The sequence below is a fragment of the Rhodopseudomonas infernalis genome (assembly GCF_022271405.1).
GTDB lineage: Bacteria > Pseudomonadota > Alphaproteobacteria > Rhizobiales > Xanthobacteraceae > Rhodopseudomonas > Rhodopseudomonas infernalis.
Map to the genome: position 1 here is coordinate 18401 of NZ_JAJNAL010000019.1, position 18999 is coordinate 37399.

The 18999-nt window shown below is 65.7% G+C and carries 19 protein-coding genes; 4 read left to right on the forward strand and 15 right to left on the reverse strand.

The window, feature by feature from the left end; genetic code table 11:
• Positions 1-44 precede the first annotated feature (44 nt).
• On the forward strand, positions 45-887 hold the full coding sequence (locus tag LPW26_RS14190; RefSeq protein ID WP_319942180.1) for a GNAT family N-acetyltransferase: 843 nt from the start codon (positions 45-47) through the stop codon (positions 885-887).
• A gap of 176 nt (positions 888-1063) precedes the next feature.
• On the opposite strand, the gene LPW26_RS14195 is transcribed toward LPW26_RS14190, so the two are convergent.
• The gene (locus LPW26_RS14195) at positions 1064-1372 is read right to left on the reverse strand and encodes a UBP-type zinc finger domain-containing protein (RefSeq protein WP_238736059.1); all 309 of its coding nucleotides are present in this window, start codon (positions 1370-1372) and stop codon (positions 1064-1066) included.
• A 248-nt stretch (positions 1373-1620) separates the two neighbouring features.
• Between LPW26_RS14195 and LPW26_RS14200 the strand changes: the two genes are divergently transcribed.
• Positions 1621-3300 (forward strand): DUF6538 domain-containing protein, encoded by a 1680-nt coding sequence (locus tag LPW26_RS14200; RefSeq protein WP_238736060.1) that lies wholly within the window; start codon positions 1621-1623, stop codon positions 3298-3300.
• 4 nt (positions 3301-3304) lie between these two features.
• Positions 3305-4378, forward strand: coding sequence for a hypothetical protein (locus LPW26_RS14205; RefSeq protein ID WP_238736061.1), 1074 nt, complete (start codon positions 3305-3307; stop codon positions 4376-4378).
• Between the two features lie 132 nt (positions 4379-4510).
• Here the strand turns inward: LPW26_RS14205 and LPW26_RS14210 are convergent, their stop codons facing one another.
• The 10 genes from LPW26_RS14210 to LPW26_RS14255 form a co-directional block, all read right to left on the reverse strand.
• On the reverse strand, positions 4511-5464 hold the full coding sequence (locus LPW26_RS14210; RefSeq protein WP_238736062.1) for an MBL fold metallo-hydrolase: 954 nt from the start codon (positions 5462-5464) through the stop codon (positions 4511-4513).
• Between the two features lie 125 nt (positions 5465-5589).
• Positions 5590-6336 (reverse strand): SDR family NAD(P)-dependent oxidoreductase, encoded by a 747-nt coding sequence (locus LPW26_RS14215; protein ID WP_238736063.1) that lies wholly within the window; start codon positions 6334-6336, stop codon positions 5590-5592.
• Entirely contained in the window at positions 6326-7945 is a 1620-nt protein-coding gene (locus LPW26_RS14220; RefSeq protein WP_238736064.1) for an MFS transporter, read from the reverse strand. The genes LPW26_RS14215 and LPW26_RS14220 overlap by 11 nt, the downstream gene beginning before the upstream one ends.
• Positions 7942-8955, reverse strand: coding sequence for an HlyD family secretion protein (locus tag LPW26_RS14225; protein ID WP_406677611.1), 1014 nt, complete (start codon positions 8953-8955; stop codon positions 7942-7944). The genes LPW26_RS14220 and LPW26_RS14225 overlap by 4 nt, the downstream gene beginning before the upstream one ends.
• 80 nt (positions 8956-9035) lie before the next feature.
• The gene (locus LPW26_RS14230) at positions 9036-10241 is read right to left on the reverse strand and encodes an NAD(P)/FAD-dependent oxidoreductase (protein WP_238736066.1); all 1206 of its coding nucleotides are present in this window, start codon (positions 10239-10241) and stop codon (positions 9036-9038) included.
• 55 nt (positions 10242-10296) lie between these two features.
• Positions 10297-10575, reverse strand: a complete 279-nt coding sequence (locus LPW26_RS14235) for a hypothetical protein (protein ID WP_238736067.1) — start codon at positions 10573-10575, stop codon at positions 10297-10299.
• Between the two features lie 100 nt (positions 10576-10675).
• Positions 10676-11611: a helix-turn-helix transcriptional regulator gene (locus tag LPW26_RS14240; RefSeq protein WP_406677613.1), complete on the reverse strand. Its 936-nt coding sequence runs from the start codon at positions 11609-11611 to the stop codon at positions 10676-10678.
• Between the two features lie 209 nt (positions 11612-11820).
• Positions 11821-13047 (reverse strand): sensor histidine kinase, encoded by a 1227-nt coding sequence (locus tag LPW26_RS14245; protein WP_238736068.1) that lies wholly within the window; start codon positions 13045-13047, stop codon positions 11821-11823.
• A 103-nt stretch (positions 13048-13150) separates the two neighbouring features.
• On the reverse strand, positions 13151-13576 hold the full coding sequence (locus LPW26_RS14250) for a response regulator transcription factor (protein ID WP_238736069.1): 426 nt from the start codon (positions 13574-13576) through the stop codon (positions 13151-13153).
• A gap of 50 nt (positions 13577-13626) precedes the next feature.
• Complete coding sequence (locus LPW26_RS14255) at positions 13627-14277, reverse strand: response regulator transcription factor (protein WP_238736129.1); 651 nt, start codon at positions 14275-14277, stop codon at positions 13627-13629.
• 346 nt (positions 14278-14623) lie between these two features.
• Here LPW26_RS14255 and LPW26_RS14260 point away from each other — a divergent pair, with 346 nt between their 5' ends.
• Positions 14624-15535 carry a helix-turn-helix domain-containing protein gene (locus LPW26_RS14260; RefSeq protein ID WP_238736130.1) on the forward strand — a complete coding sequence of 304 codons (912 nt, stop codon included), beginning with the start codon at positions 14624-14626 and terminating at the stop codon, positions 15533-15535.
• Positions 15536-15549: 14 nt separating this feature from the next.
• Here the strand turns inward: LPW26_RS14260 and LPW26_RS14265 are convergent, their stop codons facing one another.
• The 4 genes from LPW26_RS14265 to LPW26_RS14280 all read right to left on the reverse strand — a co-directional run bounded on the left by LPW26_RS14265 (position 15550) and on the right by LPW26_RS14280 (position 18718).
• Entirely contained in the window at positions 15550-16512 is a 963-nt protein-coding gene (locus tag LPW26_RS14265; protein WP_238736070.1) for an oxidoreductase, read from the reverse strand.
• 58 nt (positions 16513-16570) lie between these two features.
• Positions 16571-16942: a cupin domain-containing protein gene (locus LPW26_RS14270; RefSeq protein WP_238736131.1), complete on the reverse strand. Its 372-nt coding sequence runs from the start codon at positions 16940-16942 to the stop codon at positions 16571-16573.
• A gap of 90 nt (positions 16943-17032) precedes the next feature.
• A complete protein-coding gene (locus tag LPW26_RS14275; RefSeq protein WP_238736132.1) occupies positions 17033-17791 on the reverse strand; it encodes an SDR family oxidoreductase in 759 nt (252 codons plus the stop codon).
• Positions 17792-17881: 90 nt separating this feature from the next.
• Positions 17882-18718, reverse strand: a complete 837-nt coding sequence (locus LPW26_RS14280) for an alpha/beta fold hydrolase (protein ID WP_238736071.1) — start codon at positions 18716-18718, stop codon at positions 17882-17884.
• Between the last annotated feature and the right edge of the window lie 281 nt (positions 18719-18999).

The following is an 18999-nucleotide window of genomic DNA, read 5'->3' on the forward strand; positions in this document are numbered from 1 at the left end:
TGATCGCTTGCGGACCGCCCCCCTGTCGGGATCGAAATCGTTCGATGATCCCGACCGGCCACCGCCCGCTCCCGGCGTCTTGCGGCCAAGGCAATTACTTGTCAACGATGGAGCTGACGCGGCCGCACTGCAGCGCGCGTGAGATTTCCGCATCGCGGGAACATCGCTGCGGAATTTCTGACCGTGAGCATCTGTGCGCAGCGCTGGCCGAAGTCCGGTGCGTAGAGTGGACGCGCCGGCGTCGCCATAAATACGTTGAGGTCGTCAGCCACCGATGCTGCGACGCAGATGGCGTGAATCGAAAGGCAAGGGTGATGAATCCGATCGAGACGCAGCGCCTTGTCTTAAGAAACTTCCGCCCGACCGATGCGGCCGATCTGTTCGCCTATCTGCACGCGCCACGGGCGAGCTGCTTCCTGTCGATGAAGCTCGACGATCTGGCGGCTGCAGAGACAGAGGCAGCCAAGCTTAGCGCGAGCGACGAGCACATCGCCGTCTGCCTGAAGTCGACCGGCACGCTGATCGGCGACCTTTTCGCCGTGCCCGAAGACGACACCGTCGCGGTCGGGTGGAATTTCAACGCGGCGTTCGCCGGCGCCGGGTTCGCATCGGAAGCCGCGCACGCGCTGTTCGAAGACCTGTTCACGGTCAGAGGGGCCCGCCGCCTCTACGCCTATGTGGAAGACCACAACATCGCGTCGCAGCGGCTGTGCGCGCGGCTCGGCATGCGCCAGGAGGGCGTCTTCAAGGAATTCGTCTCGTTCACGACCGACCGCGACGGCCGCCCGATCTACGAGAACACCCTGCAGTTTGCGATGCTACGCAATGAATGGGAACAGCGTTCGTCATCTCGACACGGAGATGGACTTGAGTCCGTAGCGCCATGAGGGCCACGTTGCGTTACCTGAAGAGGTGGGGGGCGACCAAACATCTTGTATGTATGCGCGAACTAACCGACGCGACAGCTGCCACGCTGCGCCCGGGGCTTCGTCCGCGCAGACAGGCGCGAGAGCCTTCGGGTTTCAGTTCCGCACGCCCGCTTGCGGAATCCTGATTGGAGGCTTCAGACGTAGCGCGGAATCGGCCCGTTGTGCGGCGTCATGCGGTCCGATAGATCGAACATGACCTCGTCGACGTAGCACCATCCCCAGCCCTCCGGCGGATCGTAGCCTTCGATGATCGGATGCTGTGTCGCGTGAAAATGCTGCGTGGCGTGCTTGTGCGGGGAATCGTCGCAACATCCGACGTGACCACAAGTTCGGCAGATCCGCAGATGCACCCAGGGGCTGCCGATCTTGAGACATTCCTCACAGCCGAGCGCACTCGGCGTGACCGTGTGAATCCCTGCGATATGCCTGCATCCCTTCGACATGCTCTATTCCTTCGTTGTGGACGAGGATAACCGGAAGAGTTGCCGACGACTCGTCACGACCGCAGCCGCTACGTCATCTTTGGGCATGCCACATGATGGCGTAGAATCGGCCGGGAGTGGCGGAGAGGGAGGGATTCTGCCCACCCCCTTCGCTTAAGCTACTGATGTTTCGAATTTTATCCGTGAAATAAGGCGTTCTTCCATGTCTTGGGGCTACACCAAGGGGCTCCACCATGGGGAATCCGAAAATGCCGTCACCGGTCCGGAAAAGGAGCGCAGACGGGTCCGACAAGTCCGACGTCTGGTGGCTGCGCAAGAAGGTACCGGCCAAGTACCGGTCGATCGTCGGCCGGGGTGAGGTTTGGCGATCCCTCGGGACGGCGGACAGGAGGGCGGCGAGTCTTGCCTGCGCCAAGCTGAGCGCCGAACTCGAGAAGGACTGGGCGGCTCGCCTTCACGCCGCGCAAAACTCCGGCCGCGTCCCCGCGCCGCGCGACCTCACCGCCCGCGACCTGAGCGGCTTGCAACGGCTCGTTCATCAACAAACCCGGGATCCGCAACTTGCGAACCCGCCGGCGCGGTTCGCCTGGGGGTTCGGCATGGGCGAGCGCACTGCCGACGAACAGATCGAGGAGATGGAGTACGACGAGGCCGACATGCTGTCCTTCCTCACCCGCAATGGCTTCGAGGTGAGCGAAGCGGATCAGCGTCGCTTTCTTCCCTTATTCCTGGAGGCGCGCCGCGAAGCCTGCCGGGACCTACATCGCGCAACACAGCTTGACTACTCGGAATCGCCGATCTTCGCGAAGTACGCCCCCGTTCCGACGCCGACCATCGACTTCCTCGAAGCTTTTGAGTTCTATTGCACGTCCGCGGGGATCAAGGGGGGGCCGACTGGTCGCACCGCCATTCGGTGGCGGCCAAAGATCAAAGAGTTCTGCGAGTTCGTGAGCCACACCGACCTCGCCCGCATGACGACGGACGATGGCTATCGTTGGATCGACCATCTTATCGACGAACGGCACATCGCCCGAAAGTCCGTGCGGGACGTTTGGCTCGCGTCCCTGAAGGCCGTCGCCAGCTTCATGGTCGAACGCCGGAAGCTCGCAAGCAACCCGTTCTTGGGTATCCGCGTGCGGCGAGCCGAGAAGCAAACCAAAGAGTCCAACCGGAAGGGGTTCACCGATACCCAGGCGACAGCAATCCTCACGGCCACGCTTGCCACTGCATCGCATCTGACGACGCCCGAAACGCGCGCCGCGCGGCGCTGGGTCCCGTGGATCTGCGCCTACACGGGGGCCCGGGTGAACGAGATCACTTCTCTGTTGCCCTCAGACGTGAGGAAGGATCCCGAGACGGGTGTGGAGTGCATCTACCTCCGCCCGGAGATGACGAAGGGCGACTACATGCGGATCGTGCCGGTCCACTCCCACCTGATCGAACAGGGTCTGCTTCATTACGTCGGAGAGCGCGAACGCCTGTCGCTCCCCCTCTTTTACGATCCGCGAAGAGCTCAGGGAGATACGGAAAGGCATCCGCAATGGGGGAAGATTGCTCAGCGGCTCGCCGAATGGGTCAACCAAAATATCGGCCTCACGGGCGTAAAGCCCAACCACGGCTGGCGCCACCGCTTCAAAAGCGTCGCTCGCCACGTCGGCATGCATTCCGAGGTGGAGAGGTTCATCACAGGCCACAACGGCTCCGACGATCCGATCGAGATCGAACGCGTGAGCATGAAGTATGGCGACGCTTGGGTGAAGACGCTAAAAAAAACGATCGAGCTCTACCCGCGGTATGAAATCGACACGCAGACCAAGGAACCGGAGCCCCATCGCCGACGCCTACGTGTGAAGAAGCAGGCAGAGACGGGCCAGGCAACGAACTCGAAGTCAGTGGCCGGCCATCGCCATCGTCGAGATCAGGTCTGACACAATGCCCCAGCACCTGATCAAGACCTGCTTCGACTATTCTTGCGACTTCATTCCGCGAAACTGCCGTCGGCCGAGAACGATCCTATTGAAGTCGTCCCATTTCATCGCGATTGAGGTAGTCGACGACTCGTCCGCCCCTGTCGCATTCAATATCATTCCGTCGGCCGAAGGTGCTCAGCGTTTCGGTGTTCGGTTATCCGGCGGAGCTCTATGGTGGCCAATCTTCGGGCCGACCGGTCCGCTGACGGCCGACCAATTCCTGACTTTGGAGCGGCAGGACAGGCAGGTCTTCGACGCTCTTCTCGATCCCCTCAGTCGAACATCCCGATCTGCCGAACAAACATATGATGATTTCTTCTTTGGTAAGTCAGGCCGAGTGATCCGATCCGACCGCGACGATCGCCGCCAACAGGTGGACTACGACGCGGCGAGGATTGCAATAATTGGCGAAATCGTTTTCGTCGAGGCCGGAGAGCCGGTCTGGTACGTAGTCCGAGATCGATCAAGAAGTAGCGTTTACGATCTTTGTCCTGGCCACTCTTCGCTCGACCGTCGAGACGATGGTCGCTTCTCGACTCCGGGCCCCGCTCTCGGGGTCAGGCAAACGACAGCGCGCCTCGGCCGCGCCTACGGGTTGAACGAGATCGACGCGGGCCTCGAAGAATTGAGGCCCGCCGAGGTCCGCTACAGCGCCGAGGTTAGACCGACCGGCTTGTACGAGTGCAGCTCGTCATCGGATCTTTGCGCTCAGGCATTGGTCCGTTACCTGTGGGAACTCGCCTGGGGGGCACCTCAACTACGTAAGCTCTTTCCGCAGCTAAAGAGAGCAGCACCGTCCGTTGCACCCCCGCGAGATCTTTCCTACCGCTCTGTTTTGCGGGACTTCGCATCGTCGACTGATCCAAAAATCAACTTTCACAACATCATAGATGACGCGCGTACTATTCTTGCGCGATGGGACCGTCAGGCGACCGAGCAAGTGGACGATGACGTTATCGGACAACTTTCTTCTCGGGATTTGTTTGAAGATTCGAACAACGGACTGTCAATGCGGCAGCAAGACGTCTGCTTCTGACCCGAAGCGGACATCTAACCCCGGAGGTTGGGCTGAAATGCTCTCCATTGGCCCCTGTGATGCGAGAGACGAGAGCCAAGGGTTCATTGCCGATGGCGACAAGCTGCGCCCCTGGCTCACGCTCAGCCTGAACTAATAGTCCCAGTACGCCGGCACCCAGCAGAACGCGTCGCCATCGACCGCGACGCGTCCGATCGACGGGAACGGCAAATGCGTGGCGACCAGCGGCTCGCCGGTCGCGGCCACCTCGCGCAGCAGGCGGACACGGACACGGGCCGCCTCCTCCGGATCGTGCTCGAAGCCGTTGTGCCAGTCGGGCCGCTCGAAGCTGACAGGAAACACCGCATCGCCTGCGAAGGTCAGGCGCTCGCCGTTCGACGCGAGCTGAATCACACTGTGCCCGGGCGTGTGGCCGCCGGTGCGGCGGGCGACGACGCCCGGCGCCACCTCAACCTCGTCACCGAATGTGCAGAGATTCTTGCGATAGACGACGAGAAACTTCTTCGCCGTCGCCCGCAGCGCGTCCGGGAAACCGTTCGGCATTTGGGTGCGTGAGAAGTCCGGCGCCTCCCAGAAGGCGACCTCGGCGGCGGCGACATGGATGCGCAGGTCCGGGCGCAGCCGCTGCTTCACGCCGTCGATCAGCAGGCCGCCGACATGGTCCATGTGCATGTGGGTGAGCACGATGTCGGTGACCGACGGCAGATCGATCCCGGCGGCCGCCAGCCGCTGGATCAACTGGCCGGCGCGCGGCAGATGCAGGTCGGGATCGAGGCCGAGCCCGGCGTCGACCAGGATGGTCTGCTCGCCGCTGCGCAGCGCCACCGCGTTCAGCGGCCAATCGAACGCGTCCTGCGGCAGAAACTTATCGTGCAGCCAAGCCGCCCGGGCGACCGGGTCGGCGTTGTGCGCCAGCATCGCGGTCGGCAGCGGCAGCACGCCATCGCTGATCACCATCACGTCGATGTCGCCGACGCGCAGGGCGTAGCGCGACGGCACCGGCTCCTTCGATCCCGATCCGGCGACCGGCGTGATCGTCAGTTTCATCTGCGCCGGCTGCGGCTGATTGCGGACTACGAGATTCATGTCGTTCTCCTTTGCTCGGTGGATCTCACGACGGCCAAGTTACCGAGCGTGGCGGCGCACTGCGCCAGCGTGATTGCGGCATGTGTCGCGCAATTGTGCCGAACGCCGCGTGCCGCAACGCCGGCTCACACCAGTCCGAGCCCACCGTCGACCGCGAGCACCTGCCCGGTGATCCAGTCCGCGGACGGATCGGCGAGCCGCACGATCCAGGCGGCGACGTCGTCGGGAACGCCGCGGCGGCCGAGCGGAATCTGCGCCAGTTCGTCGGCCTTCACCGCTTCGGCCTGTGCGTCGGAGAGCCCCATCATGCCGGTGAGCGCGCCCGACTCGGTCGGGCCAGCGGCGACGGCATTGACGCGGATGCCGCGCGGCGCGAGTTCGAGCGCCCAGCAGCGGGTGAGATGTTCAAGCGCCGCCTTGCTGGCCGCGTAGTGCGACAGTCCAGCGCCGGGCTTGTGACCGAACGTGCTCGAGATGTTGACGATCGCGCCACGCGTCGCGGCGAGATGCGGTAGCGCGGCGGCGGCAAGCAGGCTCGGCCCGACGACGTTGACGGCGAAAATCTGCCCGATCAGCGCGGCCGTCACGTCGGCCAGCGGCAGGATCGCGCCGGCACCGGCATTATTGACCAGCGCATCGATCCGGCCCCAGCTGTCCAGTGCGGCGGCGACGGTGCGCTGGGCGTCGTCGGCCGACGCCACATCAGCCACCAGTGCCTTGATATTGGTGTGCAGCGCCGCGGTCTCGTCGATCGGGCCGGCGCGGCGGCCGGTGACCAGCACCCGGGCCCCGTGCTCGGCAAAGCAGAGCGCCGCGGCCCGGCCGATGCCGGAGCCGCCGCCGGTGACAATGACGACGCGATCAGTCTGCATACACAATCTCCTTCAGGCGGGATTTGGGGACTCGGGACGCGCGCAGCTTGGCCGCGACGGTCAGCGTGATCTTGACCATGATCAGCAGCGGCGCCGCGACGACGAACAGCAGCGCGACGGACACGAACGCGGTGTCGAACGCGATCACGGTAGCCTGCGTCGCCACGGCCCTGTTCAGGAGCCCGACCGCGGCGCGCGATGCCGCCGCCGTCTCCATACCGCGCGCAGCCAGCAGCGCCGTGATCGCGCCCAGCCGATCGTTGACGGCGACGAGGCTGGTCGAGACGTGCGAGCCGATCACCACGAGATTGCCGGCGACCTGATGGTCGATCAGTGTCTGCAGGCCGGCGACTCCGATCAGGCCGCCGATCTGCCGACCGAGGTCGAACAGCCCGATGCCGTAGGCGCGTACGCGGTCGCCGAGATCGGCGAACGCGACAAGGGTGATCGACAGGAATAGGAAACCGAGCCCGAAGCCGCGCAGCAGAAGCGCCGGTGTCATGTCGGCAGCGCCGCTTTCGCTGGTCGAGCCCGACAGCATCCACATCGCCGCCATCACCATCAGGATTCCGAACGGCACGGTGGCAATCGGTGGCACGCGCCAGACCTGCATGACCAGCGCCGCGACGAACAGCGAGCCAGCGAACAGCGCGCCGCTCGGCAGCAGCAGCAGGCCTGCATCGGTCGGCGGAAAGGCGAGCAGCGACACCGCGAACGACGGGATCACGTAAGCGCTGCCGAACAGCGCAGCGCCGGCGACGAAACTGACGACGAAGGCGAAAGTGAAGTCGTCCGATCGAAAGCAGGCCAGATCGAGCAGCGCGCGCGGCCCGGCTGCGATCTGCTGCGCGACGAACAGAAACGCCGCGACTGCGCCTATCGCCGTCAACCAGACGATGCGCGGTTGCCCGAACCAGTCCCATCGGCTGCCCTGGCTGAGCACATAGCTGGCGCAGAACAGCGTGACGACGATGAGTAGCAAGCCTAGCCTGTCGAGCCGCCGACCCGCAGTGGCCGTCTGCACTGGACGGCTCCCGGCGATCAGTAGCCCCGACGCCAACATCGCGACCGGTACCACGCTGAAGAAGATCCAGCTCCAGGTCTTGTGATCGAGCAGCCAGCCCTGCAGCGCCGGCGCGATCGTCGCGGGTGCGACCACCGAGCCCAGCGCGAACAGCGCCTGCAGCAACGGCTGGCTGGACCGCGCATAGGCGGCGAACAGCAGCACCTGACCAGCAACAAGCAGCGCGCCGCCGGCGAGGCCCTGCACCACCCGCAGCGCCACCAGCAGTTCGAGCCGCGTTGTCGGCACGGCCGCGGCGCAGGCTATGCCCATCGCCAGCGTCGCGGCGGCGACGAGGCGGCGCGCATCGATGCGCTCCAGCAGCAGCGGCGCGGCGACGAAGCCGATCAGCTTGGCGGTGGTGTAGCCGACGTCGAGCCAGGCGAACTCGTCCGGCGTCGCGTAAGTGTCGCCGATGATGTCGGCGCGGCCGAGCGACAGCACCGTCCCGGCGATCGCTTCAGTCAGCGCGGCGAGGACGATGCCGAGCACCAGCGCCGACTGGGCCAGCCGTCCGCCCTGCTCGAGCGCCGCGACGCGGCTCACGGCGATGGCCTCAGCGCGATCGTCACCCGTGCGGACAGACCCGGCACCAGCCGGCCGACCAGAGGCGCACCGACGAGGCGGATCTTCACCGGGACGCGCTGCACGACGCGGACGAAATTACCGGTTGCGTTGTCGGTCGGCAGCAGGCTGAAAGCAGAGCCGCTGCCCGGCGCGAGGCTGTCGACGATGCCGTCGAACACCTGATCGGGGAAGCCGTCGATGGTGACGCGGGCGCGCTGGCCAGGCGCGATATGTTCAATCCGCGTCTCCTTGAAGTTCGCCACCAGCCAAACGTCGTCGACCGGCACGATGTCGAGTAGCACCGCGCCGGGCGCGACCAGCCGGCCGACGCGGACCTGGCGATTGCCGATGACGCCGTCGATCGGCGCCTTGATCACCGTGTTGTCGAGATCGATCTGCGCGAGATCGCGTGCCGCCCTGGCCTGAGCCAGCGCCGCGACGCCGGCCTCGCGCTGGGTGTCGAGCACCGCGATCTTCAGCCGCTGGGCGTCGAGCGTCGCCGAGGCTGCCGCGAGCGCCGCTTCGGCGCGCGCGCGTCCCGCCTCGGTTTCGTCGACCTGGGCCTGGCTGACGGTGTTGGTGCGTAGCAATTCGCGCCGGCGGTCGGCGGTCTTGATCGCCAGCGTTCGCTCTGCCTCTGCCGCACGGAGTTGCGCTTCGGCCTGGTGGACCAGCGCGCGCTGCAACCGGCTTTCGGCGTCGACGTTGCTCAGCCTCGCCGATGCCGCCTCGACATTGGCTTCGGCCTGGGCGAAACGCGCTCGGTAGTCGCGATCGTCGATGCGGAACAACGCCTCGCCGGTGCGGACCTGCTGATTGTCGTCGACCTCGACCGTGGTGACGTAGCCGCCGACCTTCGGCGCCAGCGACGTGACGTCACCGCGCACATACGCGTTGTCGGTCCATGCCTCGCCGCCGGTGTTGGCCCAGGCCCAGCCCCCCGCCGCAAGCGCAACCGCGCCAGCGCAGAGCAATGCGCCGATCACCATGCGCGCCCGGCTCGGCTTGGCCGAGTGCAGTTTCTCTGCATCGTCGTCAGTCATCCTCGATTCTCCAGCATCTGAAAAGGCTACAGCGCCGTGACGCGTTCGGGGTCGGCGGAGGCCAGCGCTGCGGCCCGCTCGGCGGGCGGCGGATAGATCCACACGGTGTTGACCTCCTGTTTGATCTTCTTGGCCTCGTCGCCGGTGACTTCGACGGCGCGCTCCCAGCCGCGGGTGAACAGCGCTCCGGCTGCACCGAGGTCGAGGCAGGTGACGTAGACCTCCTGGTGATAGGTTCTGGTCGGCAGTTTCAGCAGCTCGGCCGCGGCGTTGTGGCCTGCGAAGGCGCCCATTCGGGTCGCGTGCTGGCACGACATCAGCGCGGTATTGCCAATATCGTCGCTGGCGGCATGCGCGGCGTCGCCGGTGGCGAAGACGCCGGCGACGCCGGGGACGCGCAACTGCCGATCGACCAGCAGCCGGCCGAGATTGTCGCGCTCGGCCGGGATCTGCGTCGTCAGCGGCGCAGCCCGCATGCCGGCCGCCCACACCACGGTCGCCGCGTCGATCCGCGCGCCGTCCGACAGCGTCACTCCCGACGCATCAAGCGCCGCGACCCCGACGCCGAGCCGCGCCTCGATGCCGAGTTTCGCCAGCGCCGCCTCGATCAAGGGCCGCGGCCCCGGCCCCATGTCGGGCCCGACCGCTTCGCCGCGCTCGACGATCACCACCCGCGGCTTGGCGTCGTTGCCGAGAATGGCGCGCAGCCGTGCCGGCATCTCGGTCGCCGCCTCGATGCCGGTGAAGCCGCCGCCGGCGACCACCACCGTGTTCCGCGCCGCCGATGGCGGCTGCTTCGCCAGGCCGTGCAGATGCCGGTCCAGCGCCACCGCATCGTCGTAGCTGTCGATGCTGAAGCCGTGCTCGGCGAGTCCCGGCAGGTTCGGCTTGAACAGCCGGCTGCCGGTCGCGAGCACCAGTCGATCGTATTCCAGCGTCGTGCGGTCGCCGTTGGCCGCGACGATCTCAACCGTGCGCGCCGCGCTGTCGATCGCCTCCACCGAGCCCTGCACGTAGTCGACGTCGATCGCGGCGAGCACCGGACCGAGCGGCGCGGTCATCTTTTCCGGATTCGGTTCGTAGAGCCGGGGCCGGACGACGAGCGAGGGCTGCGGGGCGATCAGCGTGATCTGCATGCGCTCGGGCGAGACGCCTTCGATGTCGCGCAGGCGGGCGGAGGAAAGTGCAGCGTACATGCCGGCAAAGCCGGCGCCGATGATGACGAGGCGCATGTCGTGCTCCTGTTGGGGGATGAGGAAGTCGATGGGGTGCAGGCCGCCACGCGGCCTACGGCGGGCAGGACAGCTTCGACGGACGGGTGAAAGCCGCCACGCAGTGCGGAATGCATGCGGTCGGGTTCGGACGGATGTCGCCGATGCGCAGGGTCGTCATCGTGACGCTCGACGTCTGCCGCACCGGGGTCGCGAGCGCCGCGAGATCGCGCGCGTCCTCACCCGCGCTCGAGGCGGAGCGGATGGTCAGCAAGGCGGCGTAGATCAGCGTCGTCGCCAGGATCCTGCGTCGCGCCATCGCGATCAGCCAACCGCGCATTGAGCTGTCGAACATCGATCGTCTCCGGTTTTGTTGGCATTTTGGTGCATGTTGAGTAGCGAAGCCGGGACACGACCGCGCCAGAGCGATTGCGGCGGCTGCAGCGCGATTGCCGTCAGCTCGCGTTGCGGCGCCAATCCGTCGGCGAAACGCCGGTCAGCCGCTTGAACGCCGCCGCGAACGCCGTCTGCGACGCGTAGCCGAGCGCAGCGGCGACCGACACGACGGGGGTGCCGTCGCGCAGCATTTCCATTGCCTGCTCCAGCCGCCGCTGCCGCAGCCAAGAGAATGGCGACAGGCCGGTGCTGTCCTTGAACGCCCGGCAGAAGTGAAAGCGCGACAGGCCCGCCTCCTCGGCAAGGGCCGCGAGCGAAACCTCGTCGTCCTCGCTGGAGCGCAGACGGTCGATCGCGCGCCGCAGAACGTGAGGTGCGAGGCCACCGCGCGCCGGCGCCGTCACGACCGACGACGATGCGTGCGCAACCAGCATGCGAATCGCCAGCAGATCGATCAGCTGCTGCCTGAACAGCGCGTCGAGCGCGGCGTTGTCCTCGATCACGTCCGCGGCGCTGATCAAAAGGCGCGCCGTGATCGGATCGGGAAAGCCGGTGCGCTCCGCGAGGCTGTCGCCGCTGGCCCCATTCTCGTCGGCGATCTGGCGCAGCTTGCTACGCGGCAGATAGAGCTGCACGACTTCGATAGGCCCGGCGATGTCCCATCGCGCGCTCGACTCCGCCGGAATGATGGTGACAACGCCTTCACGCGCGGTGCCGATCGCAACCGCGCCATCGGCGCGGCGCTCCAGGCGCCGGATCGGGCCGCGATAGGCCATCACTACGTCGTCGGCCATCGGCGCCACGACGTCGTGCAGCGGGCCGTGCCGCCACAGCGCGAAAGCGCCGCCGGAGCGTTCGGACGCGAAACGCAGCGGCGCCGCTCCGAGCACACGCTTCATCTCTTCCGCCGGGGCGGGTGAAACGGAGGAATGCCTGTCGGCTTCAGAAACATCCGATGACGTCTCGACCCCTGCCGCGACGGCCCGATCTGCGATCGAAGGTCTCACATCTGATCTCCCGAGGAGTCACGGAACGCCCCATGGCGTCTCAGCGGTCGACGCGCCTGGGTTCGCTGTGATGATGGCGGCAGACGCCGCACTAGGCCATCATGCGCACCGGCAGCGGGCCTGATACTTGAGGCTGGATCGACCTGTGCGCAGGCGTAGGTGACGGCGGTGACCGCCGAGGGATGGAAGCTCGCGGTTCAAGACGCCTGATCGAGACCAGGATCCGCCAACGGCACGGTGAAGACGAACTGCGCGCCGCCCTGCGGCCGGTTGGCCGCGCGGATCTCTCCGCCATGCGCCGCGACGATGGTCTGGCAGATCGCCAGACCGACGCCGAGCCCGGACTCCTTGGTGCTGAAGAAACTGTCGAACACGCGCTCGAGGTCGGCCTCGGCGATGCCCGGCCCGTTGTCGCCCACGCTGATGCTGGCGAAGCCGCCGCCGTCGCGGCTAGTCCGGACCTCGATGCGGCCGCATTCACCGCCTCGACGGACCAAGGCCTGGACGCTGTTGATCAGCAGATTGATGACGACCTGCTGGAGCTGCACGCGGTCAGCCACGACGGTCGGCCGTCCTGCGTCGAATGCCGTCGTCAGCACGATCGTCTTCGACTCGACGTCGTGGCCGATGAACATCATCGCTTCCTGGACCGCGTCGTTGAGGTCGAGGGGGTGCCTTTCCAGCTCGTGCTTGGCTGCCATGCCTCGCATGCGCTGGATGATATCGCTGGCACGGCGCGCATTGGTCACGATCTTCGATGTGAGCTGTGCCACCTTTTCGCAGTCGTGGTCGCCGCGCGCGAGCCAGCGCAGGCTGGCCTCGCCGTTCGACACGATCGCGGTGAGCGGTTGGCTGATCTCGTGAGCGATCGACGTTGCCAACTCTCCGAGCGTGGCGATCCGCGCCGCCCGGGCAAAATCGGCTTGCAGCTTCCGCAATTGACGCTCGGTATTCAGGCGCGGGCTGATGTCCTGGATGCTGATGAAGGTGGTGTCGAGCTGTTCCGGCGGTCGCGGAAAGGTCACCGAAAACCGCACATCGATCACCGTGCCATCGAACGCCAGCATCCTGGTCTCTTCGATGAGATTTCGTTCTCCATTGTAGTGGGCCACCATCACCCGCTTGGCGAGATCAGGATCGGCCTCGAACAGATAGCGCACCGGCCGGATCAGATCGTTCGGCCGCTTCGCGCGAAACAGTGCCACGGCGGCGATGTTGACTTCGGAAACCACCACAGTGTCCTTGGCGTTTTCGACGAAGTCCGGATTGGCGTCCAGGAACGCCGCGATATCCCTGACGCCTTCGACGCGTATGAGATCCATCACTGCCCCGGTCCGGCGGGAATCGACCTGCCACAAGGCAGTGGGAAGATGCTGGATCAGGCTGCGATACTTTTCCTCGCCGGTCGCCGTCCTGTCGGGCATTGACGACGCCGGCGACGCATCATGCGCCGATGTCGCGGCGTCAGCCAGGCTGCGTCCGCTGCCGAACGCCGCGCCTGCACGGCCGGGCCGATCTCGGAAGACACTACTCATGGTGCGAATCATCCATGCGCGTCGAGCGTCCTGGTTTCAGGATGACACGAAGATGCTCATACAGCGCGCCACCGCTGATCGGTTTCGCCAGGAACGCAATTGCTCCGCCGGCCAGCGCGCGCGCACGCGTCGCGGCACTGGTGTCGGCCGAAATGAATATCACCGGCAGCGGCGGAGAGATCCGCCGCAGCCGGTCCTGCAGGTCGAGCCCGCTCAGGCCCGGCATTCGAACGTCGGTGATGAGGCAGTCGAATGCTCCTGCCCGATAGGTGATCAGGAATGCCTCCGCCCGATCGAACGCGCGGCAACGAATGTCCATCACCGCCAGAAGATCGCACAACGCTTCGCGTACCGACTCGTCGTCGTCGACAACGGCGACGAGAGGGCCTTCGAGCAGAGGGGTCGTAGAAACTGGCATCGCCGGGGACCATCTGCTCATCCACCACAGGCCGGTACCTATCCCGAGGTTTAGCCCCCCTCTCCGTTCCGCAATTCCTCTGGTAGCAGTTCCCAGATCCGGATCAGCTCGGTCGCCGACCGCGCCTGCATTTTGCGACTGCCGTTGGCGCGATGCAGCTTGATGGTGATCTCGCTCAGGCCGAGGTCGAACGCGATTTGCTTGTTGAGCCGGCCTTTGGCGACCTCGCGCAGCACTTGCCGCTCCCGCGGCGTGAGCATCGCGTAGCGCGCGCTCGCCTGCCTGATGCGTAACGCCGCGACGGTCTGTGCGATGTCCCGCTCGATCGCGTCACCCACGGCATCGAGCAGCGCCTGGTCCCGCACCGGCTTGGTGAGAAAGTCGACCGCGCCCGCCTTCATCGCCTGCACCGTCATGGCGATGTCGCCGTGACCGGTCAGAAAGATGATCGGTTTCGTGTTGCCGCTGCGGATCAGGCGTTGCTGCAGATCGAGCCCGCTCAGCCCTGGCATCCGGACGTCGAGGATCAGACAGCCGGGCCTGTCAGGCAGTTCGGTATGCAGCAATTCCTGCGTCGTCGCAAAGCAGAGGGAGTCGAGATCGACCGACAGCAGCAGTTCGTGCAAGGCGGACCGCACCTCGTCGTCATCGTCCACGATCACCACGAGCGGGCGGACCGCTGCAGCGGTCGACGTCTTCATTGCCGGCAGGTCGCGCGGATACGCAGGCGCACTGGCAATCGTCGTTCTCAGCATCATCGTGTAGCTCCAGTCGGCGACGCCACGTCGGAACTCAACGTGCCGGTAGCTTTACGGGGCTCACAAATCCCGTCTTTCCCGATCCGATCGCGTTTTTCCGATTTCTGCGCCTGCCCGTGCGGCCAACGGTCACGCACGCGTGAGTCCGCCCGCATCGCCGATCTGTGAACGGTTCGTCTCAAAAACGCCCATTCGCGGTATGGACGTAGCGCCGGCGATATCGGATTATGCAATTCACTCGCATCTTGGTGTTTGCCGTGAGGACGCCCTTCCGGCGAGGACTAAAGTCATGAACCAGGCCAACGCTTACGGACGAACCCTCGGGCGGAGATTACGATCCGACCCGGCACCCGTCCTGACCACGCGCTCTCTGCACAGCACCGAGCTTGCCGTCACCGAGTGTCGCAACAATGCGCCCGAATGCGGCCTGTCCGGTTCGCTGCCCGGCGAGGACGCCTATCTGGTCAGCCTCAAGCTGCGCGACTATTCGCAGTGTGAATGCTGGGAGGAAGGTCGCCCGGTGATCACCGCGGACGTTCATAGCGGCGCCACCTATCTGTATGACCTCCGCCGCGACCCGCGATACGTCATCGACAAGCCGTTTCATTCGGTATTCTTCTATCTGCCGCGCACCGCACTGAACTCGATTGGGCAACAGGCCGGTACGCGACGTGTCGGTGATCTCGCCTACCAGCCCGGAATCGGCAGCGACGACGACATCGTCCGCCACATCAGCGCATCGCTGCTCGCCGGGCTACATCGGCCCCACGAGGTCAATCAACTGTTCGTCGATCACCTGTTGCTCGCTATTGGATCGCACGTAATCCAGGCCTATGGCGGACTCGACGTCTCGGGCCCGGTGCGCGGCGGCCTCGCCGCCTGGCAGACCAGGCGTGCCTGCGAACTGCTCGCGGCCGATCTCGAAGGCAAGTTGTCGCTTCAGCGCCTCGCCGCCGAATTCGGGCTTTCGACCAGCCATTTTTCACGCGCGTTTCGGATCTCGACCGGCTTGCCGCCGCACCGGTGGCTGATGGAGCAGCGCGTGTCGAAAGCCAAGCAACTGCTGTCGGACCGCAAGTTGCCGCTTTCCGAGGTGGCGATCGCCGCGGGGTTCGCCAACCAAAGCCATCTCACCCGGGTGTTCTCGTCGATCGCCGGGATCAGTCCGGGCGCATGGCGCCGAGAATCCGGCAGTCGGTAGGCAGGAGCGGCCGCTCAACGGGCCGTCAGCGTTTCGCTCAGCGCCCACAGCCGCTCGGCTTGTACCCGATCGGCTGCCCATGGTGCGACGCCCTTGCGCGATTCGTCGCCACGATAGACCGGCGCGATGTCGCAATCCTCGCAGTAAACGCCACCCCGCCCGTCAAGGCGTGGGCTGGTCGCGCACCATACGCTGGTGGCTGCACCCTGCTGCGGGGTCTTCATCCCGCGGGCCGGATCGACCTTCGCCACGCCGTTTGCATCGCGCGCGCCGAACGCCGCTATCTCCTCTGCGCTCAGATGCCGCGCCAGATCGGTGAGGATTTGACCGGGATGCAGCGAGAACGCGCGGATGCCGTGAGCCTGGCCGCGCGCATCCAGCGCCATGGCGAACAAAGCGTTGGCGGTCTTGGACTGCCCGTAGGCCTTCCATTTGTCATAGGTGCGTCGAATGAAATTCGGATCGGCGAAATCGACGCCGGCCAGCTGATGCCCGCGCGACGACACTGCCACGACGCGCGCACCGTTCGCCCGCAGCAGCGCAGGCCAGAGCGCGCGGACCAGCCGGAAGTGACCGAGATGGTTGGTGGCGAATTGCAATTCGTTGCCCGAAGCGTCGCGCCCTTGCGGCGTCGCCATGATGCCCGCGCCGGCGATCAGGATCGGCAGCGGCCGTCCGCTGGCGAGAAAGCGCGCCGCGAAGGCCGCCACCGAGACCGGGTCGATCAGATCGAGCTGCTCGATCTCGACCGCCGCGATGCCGCTGAGCGCAACGCGCGCCCGCTCCGGATCGCGGGCCGGGACGACCACCGTGGCGCCTGCGTCGCTGAGCGCCCGCGTGGTCTCCAAACCTAGCCCCGACGCCCCGCCGGTCACGACGACGGTTCGCCCTGTCAGATCCACACCCGCCAGCACGTCCGCCGCCGTGGCGGACACGTCGAAGTCGCTGCCGATGGGACATTGCGGTGTGGTCTTCATCGTCCGTGATCCTTGCAGGCTATCGGCGTGCGGCCGATCGCCACGACGATCCGCAACGTTACTTGAGATCCGGAACAGTGAGTTGGGTGTCGTGCGTGTCGACCACGAATACCGCGAGCAGCTTCGCGGGCTTGGTGGCGCTGGCATTGGCGCTGACGCCATGATGATCGCCCGGAAGTTCGGTCCAGTTCTCGCCAGCGCTGTAGACCTTCTCGGGCCCGTCGTTGACCTTGCTACGCACCTGTCCTTCCAGCACCGTGGCGTAAATGATCGCCGAGCGCGCGTGCGTATGCGGCGGCGATGAACCGCCCGGCCCGTACTCGACCAGCACACCCTTGAGGCTCTTGCCTGGTACGCCGGGGAGCGCATGCTGGTACACCAGCGTGACCGTGGCGTCGGTCGCACCGGGCAAGCGATCGCTCCGCCGCATCTGTTCGGAATGCGCCGCGACGGGTGTCGCGATGAGCTGTGCCAGGACGAGCAAGCCTGCTGGATTCCACATCTGCCGACCTCCAATTGTTTAGACGAGCGCTGCGGCGCGCTGGGTGCCCCACGTGGCGAAGTCGATCCGACCGAGCCGCGCATCCGCGAGCGGCACCAAAGAAAACCGCTCGAGCCGGTTGCCGAAATACGCCCATTGCGGATCGGACCGCACCGGCCGCGGATCGTTCGACAAAGCCAGATAACGTCTGACGAAGTCGTGGAACGGCGCGCGCTCCGGCCCGGCGATTTCAACGGTGCCGTAGCGAGGCTTGGATTGCGCCGTCTCGGCGACAATCGCCGCAACATCGTCCGCGGCGATCGGTTGGAACAGTCCGGCCGCGACATGCACCACGCCGTTTTGGTCGCCTGATTCGGCGATCGTGCCGATAAACTCCATGAACTGGGTCGAACGGATCACGGTGTACGGCACGCCGGAACGCTTGACGACGTTCTCCTGGGCCACTTTGGCTTGGAAATAGGCGTTCCCCGGGAGTCGGTCGGTGCCGACGATCGAAAGCACCACGTGATGCTTCACGCGAGCGCGCAATTCGGCCGCGACCAGATTGGCCTCGTGCGTGGTGAAGAAGTCCAGCACCGCCGGAGGCTCGAACGACGGCGAATTGGCCAGGTCGACGACGACCTCGGCCCCTGCCAGCGCGGCGTCGAGGCCCTCGCCCGTCACTGTGTTGACGCCGGTGCTCGGCGCGGCTGCGATCGCCTCATGGCCGGCGCGGCGCAGCACCTCGATGGCTTTTGATCCGATGAGGCCGGTGCCCCCGATCACAACTATCCGCATCCTGTGTCCTTCCCTGTTGTTATGGCCGCCCCCGGCCCGGCGGCGCAGACGAACGCAGCGCCGCCGGGTCAAACGACGAAGCAACCGAGGCTACGCCTTGATGAATGCGAGCATGTCGGGGTTCACCACATCGGCATGGGTGGTGCACATGCCGTGCGGAAACTTCGGATAGGTCTTCAGCGTGCTGCGCTTCAGCAGCTTGGCCGACAGCGGCGCGGCGTCGGCGATCGGCACGATCTGGTCGTCCTCGCCGTGCATCACCAGCGCCGGTACATCGATGGCCTTGAGGTCTTCGGTGAAGTCGGTTTCGGAGAACGCCTTGATGCCGTCGTAATGGGCGTTGGCGGCGCCCATCATGCCCTGCCGCCACCAATTTTGGACGACGCTCTGGATCGTCGCCACGCCCGGCCGGTTGAAGCCGTAGAACGGGCCCGACGGGAAATCGATGTAAAACTGCGAACGATTGGCCGCGAGACTGGCGCGCAATCCGTCGAACACCTCGACCGGCAGGCCGCCGGGATTGGCTTCCGTCTTCAGCATCAGCGGTGGCACCGCGCCGATGATGATCAGCTTGGCGACTCGGCCCTGCGGCAGGCCATGGCGCGCCACGTAGCGTGTCGCCTCGCCGCCGCCTGTGGAGTGACCGACGTGAATCGCCTTGCGCAGATCGAGATGTTCGACCACGGCGGCGGCGTCCGCCGCGTAGTGATCCATGTCGTGGCCGTCGGCGACCTGCTCCGAGCGGCCGTGGCCGCGCCGGTCGATGCCGACGACGCGATAGCCGTGCTTCAGGAAGAACAGCATCTGGGTGTCCCAGTCGTCCGATGACAGCGGCCAGCCGTGATGAAACACGATCGGCTGCGCGGATTTCGGGCCCCAGTCCTTGTAGAAGATCTCGACGTTGTCCTTGGTGGTGACGGTGCTCATCGGTGCGGTCCTTCTGCTGGAGAGCGGAGACTGCCGAGGTGCGGCGAACGCCGGGCCGGCCGGCATGGAAAGCGCCCCTACCAGACCGGCGGCGCCGATCAGCATGGCACGCCGATCGATCGTCGTTCGGGATTGGTCTTCAGCATTCATCGCGAGCTCCCCGAATGGCGGCACGCGTGTCGACGTGCCTCGGTTTCACGGTGCTGATACTAGGGGGCGCGAGCAATCGAAGGCGATCGTACGGGCGATTAGTCCAGCCTATGCGGAGGTTTAGGATATCT